16 protein-coding genes are annotated in these 17624 nt (G+C 67.4%); 8 read left to right on the forward strand and 8 right to left on the reverse strand.

Translation table 11 applies throughout. The features are described from left to right. Positions 1-21 precede the first annotated feature (21 nt). From LOK44_RS14710 to LOK44_RS14745, 8 genes are all read right to left on the reverse strand, one after another. On the reverse strand, positions 22-699 hold the full coding sequence (locus LOK44_RS14710) for a GntR family transcriptional regulator (RefSeq protein WP_237570796.1): 678 nt from the start codon (positions 697-699) through the stop codon (positions 22-24). Between the two features lie 74 nt (positions 700-773). Next, positions 774-1577, reverse strand: a complete 804-nt coding sequence (locus tag LOK44_RS14715; RefSeq protein WP_237570797.1) for an LLM class F420-dependent oxidoreductase — start codon at positions 1575-1577, stop codon at positions 774-776. A 91-nt stretch (positions 1578-1668) separates the two neighbouring features. Beyond that, complete coding sequence (locus LOK44_RS14720) at positions 1669-3753, reverse strand: PhoX family protein (RefSeq protein ID WP_237570798.1); 2085 nt, start codon at positions 3751-3753, stop codon at positions 1669-1671. 134 nt (positions 3754-3887) lie between these two features. Beyond that, positions 3888-4028: a hypothetical protein gene (locus LOK44_RS14725; RefSeq protein WP_237570799.1), complete on the reverse strand. Its 141-nt coding sequence runs from the start codon at positions 4026-4028 to the stop codon at positions 3888-3890. 40 nt (positions 4029-4068) lie between these two features. After that, a complete protein-coding gene (locus LOK44_RS14730) occupies positions 4069-4971 on the reverse strand; it encodes an Rv0045c family esterase (RefSeq protein ID WP_237570800.1) in 903 nt (300 codons plus the stop codon). A 69-nt stretch (positions 4972-5040) separates the two neighbouring features. Next, positions 5041-6126 (reverse strand): inositol-3-phosphate synthase, encoded by a 1086-nt coding sequence (locus LOK44_RS14735; RefSeq protein ID WP_237570801.1) that lies wholly within the window; start codon positions 6124-6126, stop codon positions 5041-5043. Between the two features lie 46 nt (positions 6127-6172). Further along, the gene (locus tag LOK44_RS14740; RefSeq protein ID WP_163919892.1) at positions 6173-6721 is read right to left on the reverse strand and encodes a PadR family transcriptional regulator; all 549 of its coding nucleotides are present in this window, start codon (positions 6719-6721) and stop codon (positions 6173-6175) included. A 251-nt stretch (positions 6722-6972) separates the two neighbouring features. Next, positions 6973-7848 carry a DUF1707 SHOCT-like domain-containing protein gene (locus tag LOK44_RS14745; protein WP_237570802.1) on the reverse strand — a complete coding sequence of 292 codons (876 nt, stop codon included), beginning with the start codon at positions 7846-7848 and terminating at the stop codon, positions 6973-6975. A gap of 111 nt (positions 7849-7959) precedes the next feature. Here LOK44_RS14745 and LOK44_RS14750 point away from each other — a divergent pair, with 111 nt between their 5' ends. The 8 genes from LOK44_RS14750 (at position 7960) to dnaB (ending at position 16750) form a co-directional block, all read left to right on the forward strand. Further along, positions 7960-8391, forward strand: a complete 432-nt coding sequence (locus LOK44_RS14750) for a DUF5318 domain-containing protein (protein ID WP_237570803.1) — start codon at positions 7960-7962, stop codon at positions 8389-8391. After that, the gene (locus tag LOK44_RS14755; protein WP_237570804.1) at positions 8384-10924 is read left to right on the forward strand and encodes a transglycosylase domain-containing protein; all 2541 of its coding nucleotides are present in this window, start codon (positions 8384-8386) and stop codon (positions 10922-10924) included. Before LOK44_RS14750 ends, LOK44_RS14755 begins: the two co-directional genes overlap by 8 nt. Positions 10925-10980: 56 nt before the next feature. Beyond that, entirely contained in the window at positions 10981-12591 is a 1611-nt protein-coding gene (locus LOK44_RS14760) for a glycosyltransferase family 87 protein (protein WP_237570805.1), read from the forward strand. A 130-nt stretch (positions 12592-12721) separates the two neighbouring features. Continuing rightward, positions 12722-13012 carry a 30S ribosomal protein S6 gene (gene rpsF, locus LOK44_RS14765; protein ID WP_003931678.1) on the forward strand — a complete coding sequence of 97 codons (291 nt, stop codon included), beginning with the start codon at positions 12722-12724 and terminating at the stop codon, positions 13010-13012. A gap of 123 nt (positions 13013-13135) precedes the next feature. Then, complete coding sequence (locus LOK44_RS14770) at positions 13136-13651, forward strand: single-stranded DNA-binding protein (protein ID WP_237570806.1); 516 nt, start codon at positions 13136-13138, stop codon at positions 13649-13651. Positions 13652-13713: 62 nt separating this feature from the next. Next, complete coding sequence (rpsR, locus tag LOK44_RS14775; protein WP_163919897.1) at positions 13714-13977, forward strand: 30S ribosomal protein S18; 264 nt, start codon at positions 13714-13716, stop codon at positions 13975-13977. Positions 13978-13991: 14 nt separating this feature from the next. After that, positions 13992-14447 carry a 50S ribosomal protein L9 gene (gene rplI, locus LOK44_RS14780; RefSeq protein ID WP_237570807.1) on the forward strand — a complete coding sequence of 152 codons (456 nt, stop codon included), beginning with the start codon at positions 13992-13994 and terminating at the stop codon, positions 14445-14447. Positions 14448-14929: 482 nt separating this feature from the next. After that, positions 14930-16750: a replicative DNA helicase gene (dnaB, locus tag LOK44_RS14785; protein WP_372481243.1), complete on the forward strand. Its 1821-nt coding sequence runs from the start codon at positions 14930-14932 to the stop codon at positions 16748-16750. Positions 16751-17624: the final 874 nt, after the last annotated feature.

Consider the following 17624-nt stretch of genomic DNA (forward strand, 5'->3'; position numbering starts at 1 on the left):
GGGCCAAAGGGTCCGGCTCCTTCAGAACGAAAGGTCGCCGTTCGGCGACGGCGGTATCACCCGTCGCCGGATCAGTTCGGTCAGCATGATCTGGCCCAGCACGGTGGCGCGTTCCTCGCAGGCCCGGCGCGCAGGCGCGGGATCGTGGCCGACGATCGCCGCGAACTCCGACTCGTAGAACGGCAGCAGCCGTTCCTGGTGGGCGAAGTACGTCGGCCAGAACGTGGGCGGCATCAACGTGGTCGACGCGCGGATGGCCGCCTGCAGACGCGGGCCCGCGTACTGGTCGTTGACGGCGCGGCGGAATCCGACGGCGTCGGCCCCGAAGCCCTTCGACTCCACGCCGGCGCGCAAGCCGGCGAGGAACCCGGCCAGCCGGTCGGTGAAGTCGACGGTCGGGTCGTCGGCCGCCCGCGCCGACGCGATGCCGTTGAGGACGCCGTACAGCTCGTGATGCTCGCGGACGGCCCGCTCGTCGAAACGTTCCACGTAGGCGCCGCGGTGGTAGCGCGTCGAGACGACCCCGTCACGCTCCAGCTGAACCAGGGCCTCCTGCACCGGAACTCGGCTGAGCGCGAGTTCGTCGGCGATCTCGTTGCGGTCGATCCGGTCCCCGGAGCGCAGTTTGCCCGTCAGGACCAGTGTCACCACGTGGGCGACCACCAGGTCCTTCTCTTTGACGCCGTACTTCTTGGGCATGGCGATCCGAAGTGTCTCACGCTGACACGTCGTGCGGGGGCGGTCCGGGCGGATCGCGAGAACCGCCGTCGCGGTTAGCCCTTGGCCCTGTCGTTGCGCCACTTGACCAGCGCCTCGGCGGGCGCGAGGTCGTAGTCGGGGCCGTTGACGCCCATGGTCAGCAGCGTGACACCGAGGCCGACGAGTGACTCGGCGCCCTCGATCATCTGCTCGACGCTCTTCTCGGGCACGCCCGACGAGCGCTCGATCGCCGCCGGGTCGCGGCCCACGTCGGCGCAGTGCGCGTCGAGCACCTCGGCCTTGGCCGGGTAGGTGCTGGCGTCGGTAAAGCCGTGCCAGATGTGGGCGTACTCGGCCACCATCCGCAGCGTCTTCTTCTCGCCCTGGCCACCGATGAGGATCGGGATCTCGCGCACGGGTTGAGGATTCAGCTTGCCCAGCCGCGAGGTGATGCGCGGCAGCGCGGCCGCGAGATCGTTCAGCCGGCTGCCTGCGGTGCCGAACTCGTAGCCGTACTCGTCGTAGTCCTTCTCCTTCCAGCCCGATCCGATGCCAAGGATCAGCCTGCCGTCGGAGATGTTGTCGACGGTGCGTGCCATGTCGGCGAGCAGCTCGGGGTTGCGGTAGGAGTTGCAGCTCACCAGCGCGCCGATCTCGATGCGCGACGTCTGCTCCGCCCACGCGCCGAGCATCGTCCAGCACTCGTAGTGCGCGCCATCGGGGTCGCCGTAGAGCGGGAAGAAGTGATCCCAGTTGAACGCGACGTCGACGCCGATGTCCTCGGCGCGACGGACCGCGTCACGCATGTGGCCGTAGTTGGGGGAGTGCTGGGGCTGCAGCTGGACCGCGATGCGGACGGGGAAGTCAGGAGAGGTCATGGTTCAACACATACCCGTTCTCCCGCGAGCAGACGCCAACTCGCACTGTGGACTACCCGTGAGTGCGAGTTGGCGTCTGCTCGGCATGGGACTAGACGCCAATGTTGCCGCCGTCGCGCCACACCGCCACCACCGACGGGCGCGCCGTGCCGTTGCCGCCCTCGGGCCACCGCGACAGTGGGTTGTCGATGCTGTTGTCGTCGTTCTCGCCAGGGTGCTGCACGGAGACCGTGACGAAGTCGTCGGTCACGACGGGCCCACACGTCTCGGCGCCCAGCGGCACGGAGAGGAACTGCTTGGTCTCACCGCGATTCGGACCGTCGAGTGCGACGGCGAACAGTCCGTCGTTGGAGTCGAGCGCGTTGCCGTCGGTCGAGACCCACAGGTTGCCGTGGCTGTCGAACGCGAGGTTGTCGGGGCAGGAGATCGGGCTGACCTTGGTCTTGTCGAAGCCGGCGAAGTACGTGTCGGCCGCGGCGGGGTCGCCGCACACCAGCAGCAGGTCCCAGGTGAAGACGGTGCCGGTGTGGTCGTCGGTGATCTCGAGGACCTGGCCGCTCTTGTTGTCGTTGCGGGGGTTGGCCGCGTCGACGGCAGCCTCACCGGGCGCGCCGCGTTCGTCGTTGTTGGTGAGCGCGACGTACACCTTGCCGGTCTTCGGGTTGGCCTCGAAGTCCTCGGGACGGTCCATCTTGGTGGCGCCGGCCTTGTCGGCGGCCAGCCGGGTGAACACCGCGACCTCCTGGGCGGTGAAGCCGTCGACCAGCGACTCGGCCTGGCCGCCTGCGCCCGACTTCAGTAGCGGCAGCCACGTGCCGGTGCCCGCGAACGAGCCCTTGGCGGGCAGCTTGCCGGAGCCGTCGATCTCCGCCGCGGGGATGTCGCTGCCGAGCTTGGCGACGTACAGCGTGCCCTCGTCGAGGATCGCCATGTTGTTGGCCATCGCAGCTGTGTTCTCGAAGGCACGGCCGGGGTCTTGAATCTTCCTGCTGGACACGAACTTGTACATGTAGTCGAAGCGCTCGTCGTCGCCGGTGTAGGCGACCACGCTTCCGTCGTCGGTGACGTAGATGTTGGCGCCCTCGTGCTTGAGGCGGCCCATCGCGGAGTGCTTGACCGGCGTGGAGTTCGGGTCCCACGGGTTGAGTTCGACGACGTATCCGAAGCGGTTGACCTCGTTCGGTGACTTCGACACGTCGAAGCGCGGATCGAATGTCTCCCAGAGCAATTCGGTGGGCTCCAGTGCCACGCCGTAGCGCTTCTGGCGATCGGCGTCCGCCGGGTTCGCGGGTGCGCCCTCGGCTGCGCCGAAGTAGCTGTGGAAGTTCTCCTCGCCGGAGAGCACGGTGCCCCACGGGGTGACGCCGCCTGCGCAGTTGGCGAAGGTGCCCAGCACGGTGCGGCCGGTCGGATCGGCGGCGGTCTTGACGAAGTCGGTGCCCGCGGCGGGTCCGGTCAGGGTGAACGGGGTGTCGGCGGTGATGCGCCGGTTGTAGCGGCCCATCACCGGGCGCAGACCGCCCTGGGGTGTGCGCTCTAGTTCGACGACGCCCATGCCGATCGCGGCGATCTCGATGTCGAACTGCTCGCGGGTCGGGGCCTCGGCGTCGTAGCCCGGGAACATGAACTGCGGGGTGACGTATTCGAAGTTGTTGACCAGCAGGTAGCGGCCGGCCTGTCCCTCGATCGGCATCACGGCCGCGAAGTCGTTGTTGAAGCCGAACTGCTGACGCTGCGCCGCAGCGGTCTGCTTCGTGACGTCGAAGACAGGGGCGCCGGGCAGCACCGGGTCACCCCAGCTGATGACGACGCCCTGCTGGTAGCCCGAGGGGATGACGACGGCGTCCTCGCTGTTGGGAGCCACCGCGTCGAACTTCATGCCGGGCAGCGTCTCGGGCGGTGCGGGCGTGGTGGACGACGATGCCTGGGGCGTATCGCTGCTGGTCGAGCATGCGGCCAGGACCGAACCGGCGCCGACGGCGAGCACGGTGACGCCTGCGGTCTGCAGCACCGAGCGACGCGACATCCGCTTGACGATGTCGCCGAAGTACTCGTTGTCACTGGTGTTCGGTGCGGGCTTCGAGCAGGCGTCGCCGCACTTGTAGCGGCAGGTGACGTGCTGCCGCGAGGATCGGCCGTTGTGCGAGATCAGCAGATTGAGTGGGACGAGCGCCATCGTCGATGGTTCCTTTCGCGAATCGACGCGGCCAGGGCTGTGGCCGCGTCATTCGTGAACCTAACGACGCCAGGGAAGCATTCGCCAACGATTGGGTGAACGGACGGGGGCGAGCGCAATGACGGGAGCGAGCGTCAGGCGGGGCCCGGCTCGGTGGCGGGCGCCGGCTCAGACGGGTCCACCGGCACCAGGCGCTCGGGAACCTCCTGCGGCGTGAGGCGCTCGGGTGTCTCGGCGGGAGTCAACGGCTCTGCTGGTTCTGCTGGTGCAGTCATGAGCGGCGGCTACCCGATTCGGTCGCCGACCAACCAATCCTCAGACCGCGAGCACGCCGCGCAGGATGTCGACCAGCGCCTTGGGTTGATCGCCCTGCACCGAGTGTCCGGCGTCGGGGACGACGTGTGTCGTCTTGAAGCCGGGCGCGCCGTTGGCGAACGCCTCGGCGTCCTCGTCGTTGACGAAGAACGAGTTGGCGCCCCGCACCAGGGTGGTCGGCATCGTGATCGATGGGACGTCGTCCCACAGCCCTTCGAAGCCGTCGCCCTTGCGGAACGAGTCGTAACGCCACGTCCAGGTGCCGTCGTCGAGCTGCTTGGTGTTGTGGAACACGCCACGCCGCAACGACTTCCGATCGCGGTTCGGGGCGGCGGCGACGGTCACGTCGAGCATCGCCTCGAAGCTGTCGAAGGTGCGGTCACCCTTGACCAGGGCGACGGCGCCCAGTTGCGCCTTCGTCATCTCCTCGTGGCGTTCCGGGGCCGATGGCGTGACGTCGACGAGTATGAGTTCAGGGACAAGCGCGGGTTCGGTTGCGGCGAGGCGCAGCGCGGTCAGCCCGCCCAGCGACATGCCCACGACCAGGCGTGGAGTGGGTGCCCAGCCGCGCAGGATGGGCCGCAGCGTCTCGGCATTGAGCTTCGGGCCGTAGTCGCCGTCCTTCCGCCACGCCGATCGGCCGTGCCCGGGCAGGTCGATGGCGAGGGCAGGCAGGCCGAGCCCGAGGATGACGGTGTCCCACGTGTGCGCGTTCTGCCCGCCGCCGTGCAGGAACACGATGGCGGGGGAGTTGCCGCCCCACCGCAACGCGCTGATCGGGCCGGACTCGATTCGTTCGACGGGCAGGACCGCCTCGGCGCCGATCTGATCGGCGTTCTCGGACAGCAGCCCGAACTCGTCGAGTGAGAGCAGTTCGTCGTCCGAGATCTCCGCGTTCGCCACGATCGGACCATACCGAAGCGCGGTTTGTGGAGTATCTCCCGCGCTGACCGCGGGAGATACTCCACAGAATCACTCGCCTGCGATGAACTTCTCGAGCTGCGTGCGCGCGATGTCGTCGGCCAGCTGCTTCGGCGGGCTCTTCATCAGGTACGCCGAGGCGGCCTCGATCGGTCCGCCGATGCCGCGGTCGAGGGCGATCTTCGCCGCACGCACCGCGTCGATGATGATGCCTGCCGAGTTCGGCGAGTCCCATACCTCGAGCTTGTACTCGAGGTTCAGCGGCACGTCGCCGAAGGCGCGGCCCTCGAGGCGGACGTAGGCCCACTTGCGGTCGTCGAGCCACGCGACGTGGTCCGACGGGCCGATGTGGACGTTCCGGTCCTCGATCTTGTCGGCCAGCGAGCCGGTCAGGTTCGACGTCACGGCCTGGGTCTTGGAGACCTTCTTGGACTGGAGACGCTCGCGCTCGAGCATGTTCTTGAAGTCCATGTTGCCGCCGACGTTGAGCTGGTAGGTGCGGTCGAGCGTGACGCCGCGGTCCTCGAACAGCTTGGCCATCACGCGGTGGGTGATGGTGGCACCGACCTGGCTCTTGATGTCGTCGCCGACGATCGGCACGCCCGCGTCGGCGAACTTCTTGGCCCACACCGGGTCCGAGGCGATGAACACGGGCAGAGCGTTGACGAACGCCACGCCGGCGTCGATCGCGCACTGGGCGTAGAACTTGTCGGCGTCATCGGAGCCCACCGGCAGGTAGGACACCAGCACGTCGACGTTCGCGTCCTTGAGCGCCTTGACGACGTCGACCGGATCCGAGTCGGACAGTTCGATGGTCTCGGCGTAGTACTTGCCGATGCCGTCGAGGGTCGGGCCGCGCTGCACCGTGACGTCGGTGGGTGGCACGTCGGCGATCTTGATCGTGTTGTTCTCCGAGGCGAAGATCGCCTCGGACAGGTCGAAGCCGACCTTCTTGGCGTCCACGTCGAACGCGGCGACGAACTTGACGTCGCGGACGTGGTACGGGCCCAGCTTGACGTGCATCAGGCCGGGGACGTTGGCGTTCTCGTCTGCGTCCTGGTAGTACTGCACACCTTGGACCAGCGAGGACGCGCAGTTACCTACGCCGACAATCGCGACGCGAACCTCGTTCGACATGGGACTTCTCCTTCTCGGTACTGATCTTCGGTTCTGATTCGGGTGCTTACGAGCTGCCTTCGGGGTGGCCTTGGGCCCCCCGTTCGGCGGCGATCAAGTCGTTGAGCCACTTCACTTCTCGCTCGCTGGACTCCAAGCCGAGCTGATGCAGCTGCTTGGTGTACCGGTCGAACGAACTGCTGGCCCGCGCGACGGCTTCACGCAGACCTTCCCGTCGTTCCTCGACCTGCCTGCGACGGCCTTCGAGGATGCGCATGCGAGCTTCGGCAGGCGTTCGGTTGAAGAACGCCAGGTGGACGCCGAAGCCGTCGTCGGTGTAGTTCTGCGGTCCCGTGTCGGCGACCAGCTCTGCGAAGCGCTGCTTGCCCGCGTCGGAGAGCTTGTAGACCCGGCGTGCCCGGCGAACCTTGACGGCTCCGACGGGCGCGGCCTCCTCGACGATCAACCCGTCGGCCTGCATGCGGCGCAGAGCGGGGTAGAGCGAACCGTAGGAGAAGGCGCGGAACGCCCCCAGCAGGCCCGTCAGCCGCTTGCGCAACTCGTAGCCGTGCATCGGCGATTCGAGCAGTAGCCCCAGAACGGCCAGTTCCAGCACTCGAATCACCCCCTCGGATTTCGCGCGGCTGAGCCGCTACGACAGTTCGACACCTCGCGCAACTGTATCGCACCGATATATGCGGCGCTATAGCGGGGACACGTCCAGTTCAGATTGCGTTCACCTCGACGCCGCGAAGATGCCGCGAAGATGCCCCGAATCACCGCGTTCACGCGCGAACGTGACGCTGGAGTCGCGTGGGAAGCCGAGCGTGACGCTGGCGTCACGCTCGAGGCCGAGAGACGACGGGATCAGTCGTCGACGTAGTCGATGCGCTTGATCTCGCCGTTGGCGCCGAACGTGATCGACCCGCTGCCGAACTCGCTGGAGACGTTGGCCCGGATGGTGAGTTCGCCCGGGGTCTGCGGCTCGCGCGCGGGGTCGACGGTCAGATAGGTGCTGTCTCTCTTCACGTCCGCCGGGTTCATGCCGACGGTCTCGGGAGCGCCGCGAAGGAGTTCGACGGCCTTGACCACGTCGAACGCCGCGAGGTCCACCAGCACGTCGTCGTCACCGGTGGCCGACGTGGACGGGTCGTCGAAGCCGCCGCGATAGGTGTAGCGCAGCGTGCGGCGCTCGTCGGCCGGATCGGCGCGCGCGACGACGGCGTAGTCGGGGTAGACGACCACGCTGTACCCCATGGTGTCGCCGAAGCGCTGGCGCATCTGCTCGAACAGCCCGTTCAAGCCGCCGAGGGACTGCAGTTGGCGCGGCGGCGTCAGCACCTTTCCCTCTACGCCGTCGGACTTCGCGCCAGGGTCGGTCTGGAAGCTCAGCGGCGACGACGTGTTGCCGTACAGCCCCCAGCCGATTGCGATGCCGAGCACCACCAGCACGCCCGCCGTGGCGAGGCGCAGGCCCCAGCCCGCGCCGGTGCTGACGCCGGCCGCGCGCAGGCGCGACGGCTTCTGCAGGTCGGGCATCTGGACGGGGGCGTTGTCGTTCTGCAGGTCGTCGACGAGGGACTGCAGATCGCCGAGCGTGGCCGCCGTCGTCGCCAGCCCGACGCGCGTGCGGTGCTCCTCCATGGAGAGCTGGCCGTCGGCGAGCGCGCTGTCCAATACCTGGCACGTGTTGTTGCGATCGACGTCCCTCGCCCGGGTGTGTGCTGTCTGCCGTGTCGCCACGGTCAAGATCGTAGGAGTTCGCACCCCATCTGCGCAGACCAGATGCCAAACCGGGGCGGCGCGCGCACGGCCGCGCCTCCGCCGTGGACGCCCCGACGTACTCTGGTCCACGTGCGATTGCAGCGACAGGTGGTGGACTACGCGCTCAAGCGGCGGTCCCTGCTCGCAGAGGTGTACTCCGGGCGCACCGGCGTCACCGAGGTCTGCGACGCGAACCCCTATCTGCTGCGCGCAGCGAAATTCCATGGCAAGCAAAGCGAGGTGACGTGCCCGATCTGCAGGAAGGAACAGCTCACGCTGGTGTCCTGGGTGTTCGGCGAGCATCTCGGCGCCGTCTCCGGGTCCGCGCGCTCCACCGAGGAGCTGGTGCTCCTGGCCGCGCGCTTCGAGGAGTTCAAGGTCCACGTGGTCGAGGTGTGCCGCACCTGCAGCTGGAATCACCTGGTCAAGTCGTACGTGCTCGGTGCCCCAGGCCCGCCGAAGGCGAAGAACGCACGCGGCTCACGAGCGGCGCGCTCCGGCGCGCGCACGGCCAGTGAATAGCGAAGGGCGGCAGCACAGGTCGGCCGGCGACGTCCCCAAGGGGTCATCGGCTGACGGTGCCGGGTCGCCCCCGCCCCGCCACTCCGCAGGTCCGGGCCAGGGCCCGCGCCCGCAGCCCCGGCAGGCGCCGCAGCAGCCTCCTCGCCGTCACGGCGGCCCGCCCACACCCGACGACCGTCGCACCGCGGTGCTGCCACCGGTGCGCGGCAACGCGCCCGATCCGCGGCATCGCGATCAGGTCGACGTCGTCAAGGCAGCGCTGGACGGCAGGCCGCCCAAGCAGCCGCCGAACGGCCCGCCGGGCGGCGGGGGCGGACCAGGCGGCCCGTCGGGCGAGACGCCCGGCCCCAAGCATCAGATCAACTGGAAATGGGTGCGCCGCGGTCTTGGCGTGGCCGCGGTCATGGCGATCCTGCTGCCGATCGTCACGTTCGCGATGGCCTACTTCATCGTCGAGGTGCCCAAGCCGGGCGACATCCGCACCGCGCAGGTCTCGACGATCCTCGCAAGCGACGGCAGCGAACTGGCGCGCATCGTCCCGCCCGAGGGCAACCGCGTCGACGTGGACATCGAGCAGATCCCCGTGCACGTGCGGGACGCGGCGATGGCCGCGGAGGACCGTGACTTCTATACCAACCCGGGGTTCTCGTTCACCGGCTTCGCCCGGGCGTTCAAGAACAACATCTTCGGCGGCGACCTGCAGGGCGGGTCGACGATCACCCAGCAGTACGTCAAGAACGCACTCGTGGGTGATGCGCGATCCGGCCTGGGCGGCGTCGTCCGCAAGGCCAAGGAACTCGTCATCTCGACGAAGATGTCGCGGGAGTGGTCCAAGGACGCCGTGCTGCAGTCCTACCTCAACATCATCTACTTCGGCCGCGGCTCCTACGGCATCGCCGCAGCGTCGCAGGCGTACTTCGGCAAGCCCGTCGAGCAGCTGAACGTCGCCGAGGGTGCGCTGATGGCCGCGCTGATCCAGCGTCCGTCGACGCTCGACCCGGCCGTCGACCCCGAGGGCGCCGCGGAGCGGTGGAACTGGGTGCTGGACGGCATGGTCACGATGGGCGCGCTGTCGGAGGCAGACCGCGCCGCCCAGGTGTTCCCGCCGACGGTGCCGCCCGAGCAGGCGACCCAGCAGACGCAGACCACCGGGCCCAACGGGTTGATCGAACGGCAGGTCACCAAGGAGCTGCTCGAGCTCTTCGACATCGACGAGCAGACCCTCAACACCGAGGGCCTGCAGATCACCACGACGATCGACCCGAAGGCGCAGCGGGCCGCCGAGGAAGCAGTGGCCGAGAACCTCGACGGCCAGATGCCCGAGATGCGCTCGGCGGTCGTGTCGATCGACCCCAGGTCCGGCGCGGTGAAGGCCTACTACGGCGGCTCGGATGCCAACGGCTTCGACTTCGCCCAGGCGGGTCTGCCGACGGGTTCGTCGTTCAAAGTCTTCGCACTCGTCGCGGCGCTGCAGCAGGGCATCGGGCTGGGATCGCAGATCGACAGCTCGCCGGTGACCGTCAACGGCATCACGATCAACAACGTCGAAGGCGGCGGTTGCGGGACGTGCAGCATCGCCGAGGCGTTGAAGCGCTCGCTGAACACCAGCTACTACCGGCTGATGTTGAAGCTGAAGAACGGCCCGCAGGACGTCGCCGATGCGGCGCACGCGGCGGGTGTCGCCGAGAGCATCCCCGGCATCGAGCACACGCTCAGCGAGGACGGCCAGGGCGGCCCGCCGAACAACGGCGTCGTGCTCGGCCAGTACCAGTCCCGGGTCATCGACATGGCGTCGGCGTACGCGACGCTCGCCGCGTCGGGCGTCTACCACCGCCCGCACTTCGTGCAACGGGTCGTCAACTCGGAGGGCAAGGTCCTCTTCGACGCCGCCGAGCAGGACAACGCGGGAGAGCAGCGGATCGACAAGGCGGTGGCCGACAACGTCACCTCCGCGATGCAGCCGATCGCCGGCTACTCAAACGGGCACAACCTGGACGACGGTCGGCCGTCGGCGGCGAAGACGGGCACCAACCAGCTTGGTGACACCGGCGCCAACCGCGACGCCTGGATGGTCGGGTTCACGCCGTCGCTGTCGACCGCGGTCTGGGTCGGCACCACCGATGGCGCCCGGCCGCTGGTGAACCAGTACGGGTCGCCGGTGTACGGATCGGGCCTGCCTTCCGACATCTGGAAGGAGACGATGGACGGCGCCCTCGAGGGCACGGACGAGGAGACCTTCCCGAAGCCGACCGAGATCGGTGGCTACGCGGGTGTCCCGCAGGCGCCGGTGCAGGCGCCGCCGTCGAGCACCGCGGTCGTCACCACGCCGCCGCCCCCGTCGGAGAGCGTCATCCAGCCGACACTGGAGATCGCGCCGGGCATCACGATCCCGTTCGGCCCGCCGACCACGGTGACGGCGCCGCCGCCGGGTCCCGTCGTCGACCCGAACGCACCGCCGCCGCCGGGCGGTGGCCCACTGGTCCCCGGACCCCCACCCGGCGCTCCGGTTCCCGCTCTGCCTCCGCCGCCGTGACGGGTGCCGACCCGAACCGGTCGGTCGACCCGGATGCATCTGACACCGTCTCGCCGGTGCCCCTAGCTCAAGACCTCCGGAGCGACGACGTCCGAGACCTGCCCAGCCGCAATGACGTCACGGTCCGCGCGCTGTCCGGTCTGGTCGGCGGCCCGGTCGGCAAGCACGCGCTGATCGGACGGTCGCGGTTCCTGACGCCATTGCGCGTGATGATCGCGATCGCGCTGATGTTCATGGCTCTCGGCTATTCGACGAAGGCCGCCTGCCTGCAGTCGACCGACACCGGCCCCGCCGATCAGCGGGTTGCGGTGTGGGAGAACCAGCGCGCCTACTACGAACTCTGCTACTCCGACACGGTGCCGCTCTACACGGCGGAACTGCTCAATCTCGGGAAGTTCCCGTACAAGTCGAGCTGGATCGAGAAGGACGGCGACGGCCAGCCGCACGTGCAGTACGACGGGTCGCCCGCCGTGCGATACATGGAGTATCCGGTGCTGACGGGGCTCTATCAGTACGTGTCGATGACGCTGGCGAAGAGCTACACCGCGCTGACGAAGCTGGTGTCGGTCCCGATCGTCGCGGAGGTGGTGATGTTCTTCAACATCGCCGCGTTCGGTCTCGCGCTGGCCTGGCTGGCGACGGTGTGGGCGACGTCGCGGCTGGCAGGTCGCCGGCCCTGGGACGCCGCGGTGGTGGCGGCCTCGCCGCTGTTGATCTTCCAGATATTCACCAACTTCGATGCGCTGGCCACCGCGGCCGCGATGGGTGCGCTACTGGCGTGGTCGCGGAAGAAGCCGGTGCTGGCCGGTGCGCTGATCGGCATCGGCGTGGCACTCAAGCTCTATCCGCTGCTGCTCCTGTTGCCGCTGGTGATCCTCGGGGTGCGGTCGGGCCGGATGCGCGACGTCGGCAAGACGGTGCTCGCGACGGTCGTGACGTGGCTGGTGGTGAACCTGCCGATCATGGTGCTGTTCCCGCGGGGGTGGTCGGAGTTCTTCCGGCTCAACACTCGACGCGGCGACGACATGGACTCCATCTACAACGTGATCAAGTCGTTCACCGGGTGGCGTGGCTTCGATCCCGGCCTGGGCTTCTGGGAACCGCCGACCGTGCTCAACGGCGTGACGGCGGTGCTGTTCGCCATCTGCTGTGCGGCGATCGCCTACGTCGGCCTGACGGCGAAGCAGCGTCCGCGTCTTGCGCAGCTGGCCTTCCTCGTGGTGGCGGCGTTCCTGCTGACGAACAAGGTGTGGAGCCCGCAGTACTCGCTGTGGCTGGTGCCGCTGGCCGCGCTGGCCCTGCCGCATCGTCGAATCCTGTTGGCCTGGATGACGATCGACGCCCTGGTCTGGATCCCGCGAATGCTGTTCCTCTACGGGGAGCAGAACATGGGCCTGCCCCAGGAGGTGTTCACGACGACGGTCCTGTTGCGCGACGTCGCCGTGATAGCCCTGTGCGCGTTGGTGATTCGCCAGATCTACCGGCCCGAGGAGGACCTGGTCCGGTGGCGCGGCCGCATCGACGATCCGTCCGGCGGCGTGTTCGACCGTGCACCGGATGCGTTCCCGTCGCGGTGGCCCGACCGGTTGCGGCCCGCCCGGGACCGGACGCCGCCGCCCGTGGATGCCGTCGACGCGGCCGAGCCCGTCCCGGTCGGCGGGTCCTAGCGCTGCCACCAGCATGGATTTGGCTGGTCAGCGGCCCCCTGTGTAACCTGGGCAGGTTGCCGACGCAGGCGATACTCCTGCCACGGATTGTCCGTGGCCGTACATGACCACAGGAGGTGATGAGGTTTCCATGCGTCCATACGAAATCATGGTCATTCTTGACCCAACCCTCGACGAGCGGACTGTAGCCCCGTCGTTGGAGACGTTCCTGAACGTCATTCGCAAGGATGGTGGCTCGGTGGACAAGGTCGACATCTGGGGCCGCCGCCGGCTGGCCTACGAAATCGCCAAGCACGCCGAGGGCATCTACGCCATCGTCGACGTGAAGGCCGAGCCCGCCACTGTGTCCGAACTGGACCGCCAGCTGAACCTGAACGAGTCCGTCCTGCGGACCAAGGTGATGCGGACCGACAAGCACTAAGTCGCCAAACGACGTGCTCGTCGTGGTCGGGCCGTAGGCTCGCCTCCGACCGATCTTCATCGAGCACGCCACCGGCACTGACCTTGCGCGAAGAGCCGACAAACACATCCTCAGGAGGAAACCGTGGCTGGTGACACCATCCTCACCGTCGTCGGAAACCTGACCGCCGACCCCGAACTGCGCTTCACCCCGTCGGGTGCGGCCGTCGCGAACTTCACGGTCGCGTCGACGCCTCGTACGTTCGACCGTCAGACCAGTGAATGGAAGGACGGCGAGGCGCTGTTCCTCCGGTGCAACATCTGGCGGGAGGCGGCCGAGAACGTCGCCGAGAGCCTGACCCGCGGCTCGCGGGTGATCGTCACCGGACGGCTCAAGCAGCGTTCCTTCGAAACCCGCGAGGGTGAGAAGCGGACCGTCGTCGAACTCGAAGTCGACGAAATCGGCCCGTCGCTGAAGTACGCAACGGCGAAGGTCAACAAGGCCAGCCGCGGCGGCGGTGGCGGCGGAGGCGGCTTCGGTAGTGGTGGCGGCGGCGGAGGTGGCGGCTCACGTCCCTCCGAGCCGCCCAAGGACGACCCGTGGGGCAGCGCCCCGGCATCGGGTTCGTTCAGCGGCGCCGACGACGAACCGCCCTTCTGATTCGAACCAGGCGTCTCGAACGACACTGACGCCGACCTAGCGATACCAAGAAAGAGAAAGACATGGCCAAGACCACGACCAAGCGTCGTCCGGCGCCTGAGAAGCCGGTCAAGACCCGCAAGTGCGTGTTCTGCTCCAAGAAGGGCAAGACGCAGAACATCGATTACAAGGACACCGCACTGCTGCGCACGTACATCAGCGAGCGGGGCAAGATCCGCGCCCGCCGCGTGACCGGCAACTGCGTGCAGCACCAGCGCGACATCGCGATCGCAGTGAAGAACGCCCGTGAGGTCGCCTTGCTGCCGTTCAGCGCGGCGACGCGGTAGAGCGGGAGACGACGATGAAACTCATCCTTACTGCCGAGGTCGACCACCTGGGTTCGGCCGGCGACACCGTCGAGGTGAAGGACGGCTACGGCCGCAACTTCCTGCTGCCCCGTGGCCTGGCCATCGCGGCGTCGCGTGGCGCCGAGCGTCAGGCGACCGAGATCCGTCGGGCTCGCGAGGTCAAGTCGGTTCGCGACCGTGAGCACGCCAACGAGCTGAAGAACGCCATCGAGTCGCTGGGCGAGGTCAAGCTGGCCGTCCGTTCGGCGGGCGACAGCGGCAAGCTCTTCGGTTCGATCACCCCGGCCGAGGTCGTCTCCGCCATCAAGAAGGCCGGCGGCCCGAACCTCGACAAGCGCACCGTGCAGCTGCCCAAGGCGCACATCAAGTCGGTCGGCTCGCACCCCGTTTCGGTGCGGCTGACCTCCGAGGTGAGCGCTGCGCTCACGCTGAACGTCGTCGCCGAGTAATTACGACAGCGTCAATACGCCCGGGTGGAGACTTGATCAGTCTTCACCCGGGCGTTGCTGCGTCTGGGGCGAACATTCGCCGACCGATTTCAGTACAGCGAAGCAACGAGCTGTTAACCTCGTCGGCCCGAATACGAAACGCAACACGCCCGGCATGTCAACCCAGGGCGACACGCCGGGGCAATTCGCATCCACAGTGCCTCCAGGCCCGCCTACACTCTTGATCAGCGGGAATGCCCGATTCGCCCAAAGTTGCGCACAGGTTATCCCCAACCCCTCAACATGGTCGTCCACGCCTATCCCCACACCATCCACAGCTTCGCTAACAGGACGACCTTGCGGGCGCTCCAGCAACGTCTAACGTAAGCCGCCGGTACGTCAGATGCGGGCCGCAAGCCCGCGTTGTCGGCGGGCTGACCTATGGTCGCGGGGAGCGACGTCGAACACAGGTTCGACAACTGAGTCGGGGAGGTAGACGCTTAGTGGCCGTCGTCGATGACCGGGGTCGTTCGGACATGCGTTCGGATTCGCAGGCGCCACCGCCCAGCGAGGACTACGGGCGTCAGCCCCCGCAGGACATGGCCGCCGAGCAGTCCGTCCTGGGCGGCATGCTGTTGTCGAAGGACGCGATCGCCGACGTGCTCGAGAAGCTCCGGCCCAACGACTTCTACAAGCCGGCGCACCAGAGCGTCTACGACGCGATCCTCGATCTCTACGGCAGGGGAGAGCCGGCCGACGCCGTGATGGTCGCCGCCGAGCTGGAGCGCCGCGGACTGCTCAAGCGCGTCGGTGGACATCCCTACCTGCACACGCTGATCTCGACGGTGCCGACTGCGGCCAACGCCGGGTACTACGCGGGCATCGTCGCGGAGAAGGCGCTGCTGCGCCGGCTCGTGGAGGCCGGCACGCGGGTCGTGCAGTACGGGTACGCCGGGTCGGATGGCGCCGACGTCGCCGAGGTCGTCGACCGGGCGCAGGCCGAGCTCTACAACGTCACCGACGGTCGCACCTCGGAGGACTTCGTCCCGCTCGAGCAGCTGCTGCAGCCGACGATGGACGAGATCGACGCGATCGCCTCGCAGGGCGGGATCTCCCGTGGCGTGCCGACCGGCTTCGTCGAACTCGACGAGTGCACCAATGGGTTGCACCCGGGGCAGATGATCGTGATCGCGGCTCGGCCCGGTATGGGCAAGGCGCTCGCGCTGGACACCCCGCTGCCCACGCCGACCGGCTGGACCACGATGGGCGAGGTTCGGGTCGGCGACGACGTCGTCGGCGTGGACGGGGCGCCGACGCGCGTCGTCGCCGCGACCGAGGTGATGGTCGGCCGGCCCTGCTACGAGGTGGAGTTCTCCGACGGCACGATGATCGTCGCGGACGAAGAGCACCAGTGGCCCACCGAGGCCGGCATCCGCACCACCGCGGAGTTGCGCAGCGGTGCCGACCGCATGATCCCGACGGCCGTGCATGCTCAGTCGGGCGGCGGCCGCACGGCGCTGCTGGCGCCGCCGCTGTACGTGGCGTGGGTGCGCCGGGTCGACAGCGTGCCGGTGCGGTGCATCCAGGTCGACAACGAGTCGCACCTCTACCTCGCAGGCGACGGCATGGTGCCGACGCACAACTCGACGCTGGGTCTGGACTTCCTGCGGTCGTGCTCGATCAAGAACCGGATGTCGAGCGTCGTGTTCTCCCTCGAGATGAGCAAGACCGAGATCGTCATGCGTCTGCTGTCGGCCGAGGCGAAGATCAAGCTGGCCGACATGCGGTCGGGCCGGATGAGCGACGACGACTGGACGCGGTTGGCGCGTCGGATGAGCGAGATCAGCGAGGCACCGCTCTACATCGACGACTCACCGAACCTCACGATGATGGAGATCCGCGCGAAAGCGCGTCGCCTGCACCAGAAGGCGGACTTGCGGCTGATCGTCATCGACTACCTGCAGCTGATGACGTCGGGCAAGAAGGTCGAGTCACGCCAGCAGGAAGTCTCCGAGTTCTCCCGCCAGCTCAAGCTCTTGGCGAAGGAGCTGCACGTTCCGGTGATCGCGATGAGCCAGCTGAACCGTGGTCCCGAGCAGCGCACCGACAAGAAGCCGATGCTGTCGGACCTTCGTGAGTCGGGCGCCATCGAGCAGGACGCCGACATGGTGATCCTGCTACACCGGCCCGACGCCTTCGAGCGCGACGACCCCCGCGGCGGCGAGGCGGATCTCATTCTCGCCAAACACCGCAACGGTCCGACCAAGACCATCACCGTGGCGCATCAGCTGCACCTGTCGCGGTTTACGAACATGGCGCACTAGGGGTTTTGGGTGTAGGTTCTCAGCCCGCGTGTCATATTCTCAGCGGAGTTGTCATGTGGTTGTCATGTGTCTCATGAAGTTGTCATGGCGGGCGCCGATGAGAACAAGACGATTCGTCGTTATTGTCTGCCGGTCCTTGCGAGTCGCGTGGGATCGCAAGAGCTGAGGGATCGACTCCACCTCGGTCAGATTGGAGCCCTCGTGCGCACTGGGGGCGGCGAGCAGAATCGGATAGCGTGCGCACGCCTGTGTGTCGGTGCCGACTCTTCGCGGGGCGCGAGAACTCAACGCCCTGGAGGCCGCTGGCGGGTGGCACTTCTTCCATGTGACAAAGATCACATCATCTGAATTAGACTGCCTTGGAACGGCCTTCGCATCCCTAGACGATCGGTAAGGGGTGCAGGTGACCTGCACTTTCATTCAAAACACACACGGACTGCGGCGTGGCGCGTGAATTGATCACGTCGAACTATCTTGCTGCGACGCGCAATTCGAATCGGCGGCAACTGCGCCAATTCTTCAGTAACGAGGTGTTCGATGCCGTTAGGCGATCGGCATTTCAACGGCACGATGCCGGTGTGGAAAATGACCCGTGGTCAGGAAGGTGCGGAAGATGAGCCGACCAAAGCTAGGTCCGCGAGATCGAGTCCGTGTCGAGTTCCGCCTACCGCGCGAAGTGGCTGAGGCTGCGTACCGCTGCGCAGACGACTGGGACGTGTCCCTGTCAGAAGCTGGATCCAGACTCATCGAATCCGGCTACACAAGCCTCGGTTCGCAGCCGAAAATCCCTGACTTAGTTGATGTTTCGCGCCTAGAAGGCTCGGCTGGCCTGAACCAGTCCACGAACCCAGCGACGGACGGAGGGGATGCGACT

This window comes from Mycolicibacterium lacusdiani (assembly GCF_021916785.1).
GTDB lineage: Bacteria > Actinomycetota > Actinomycetes > Mycobacteriales > Mycobacteriaceae > Mycobacterium > Mycobacterium lacusdiani.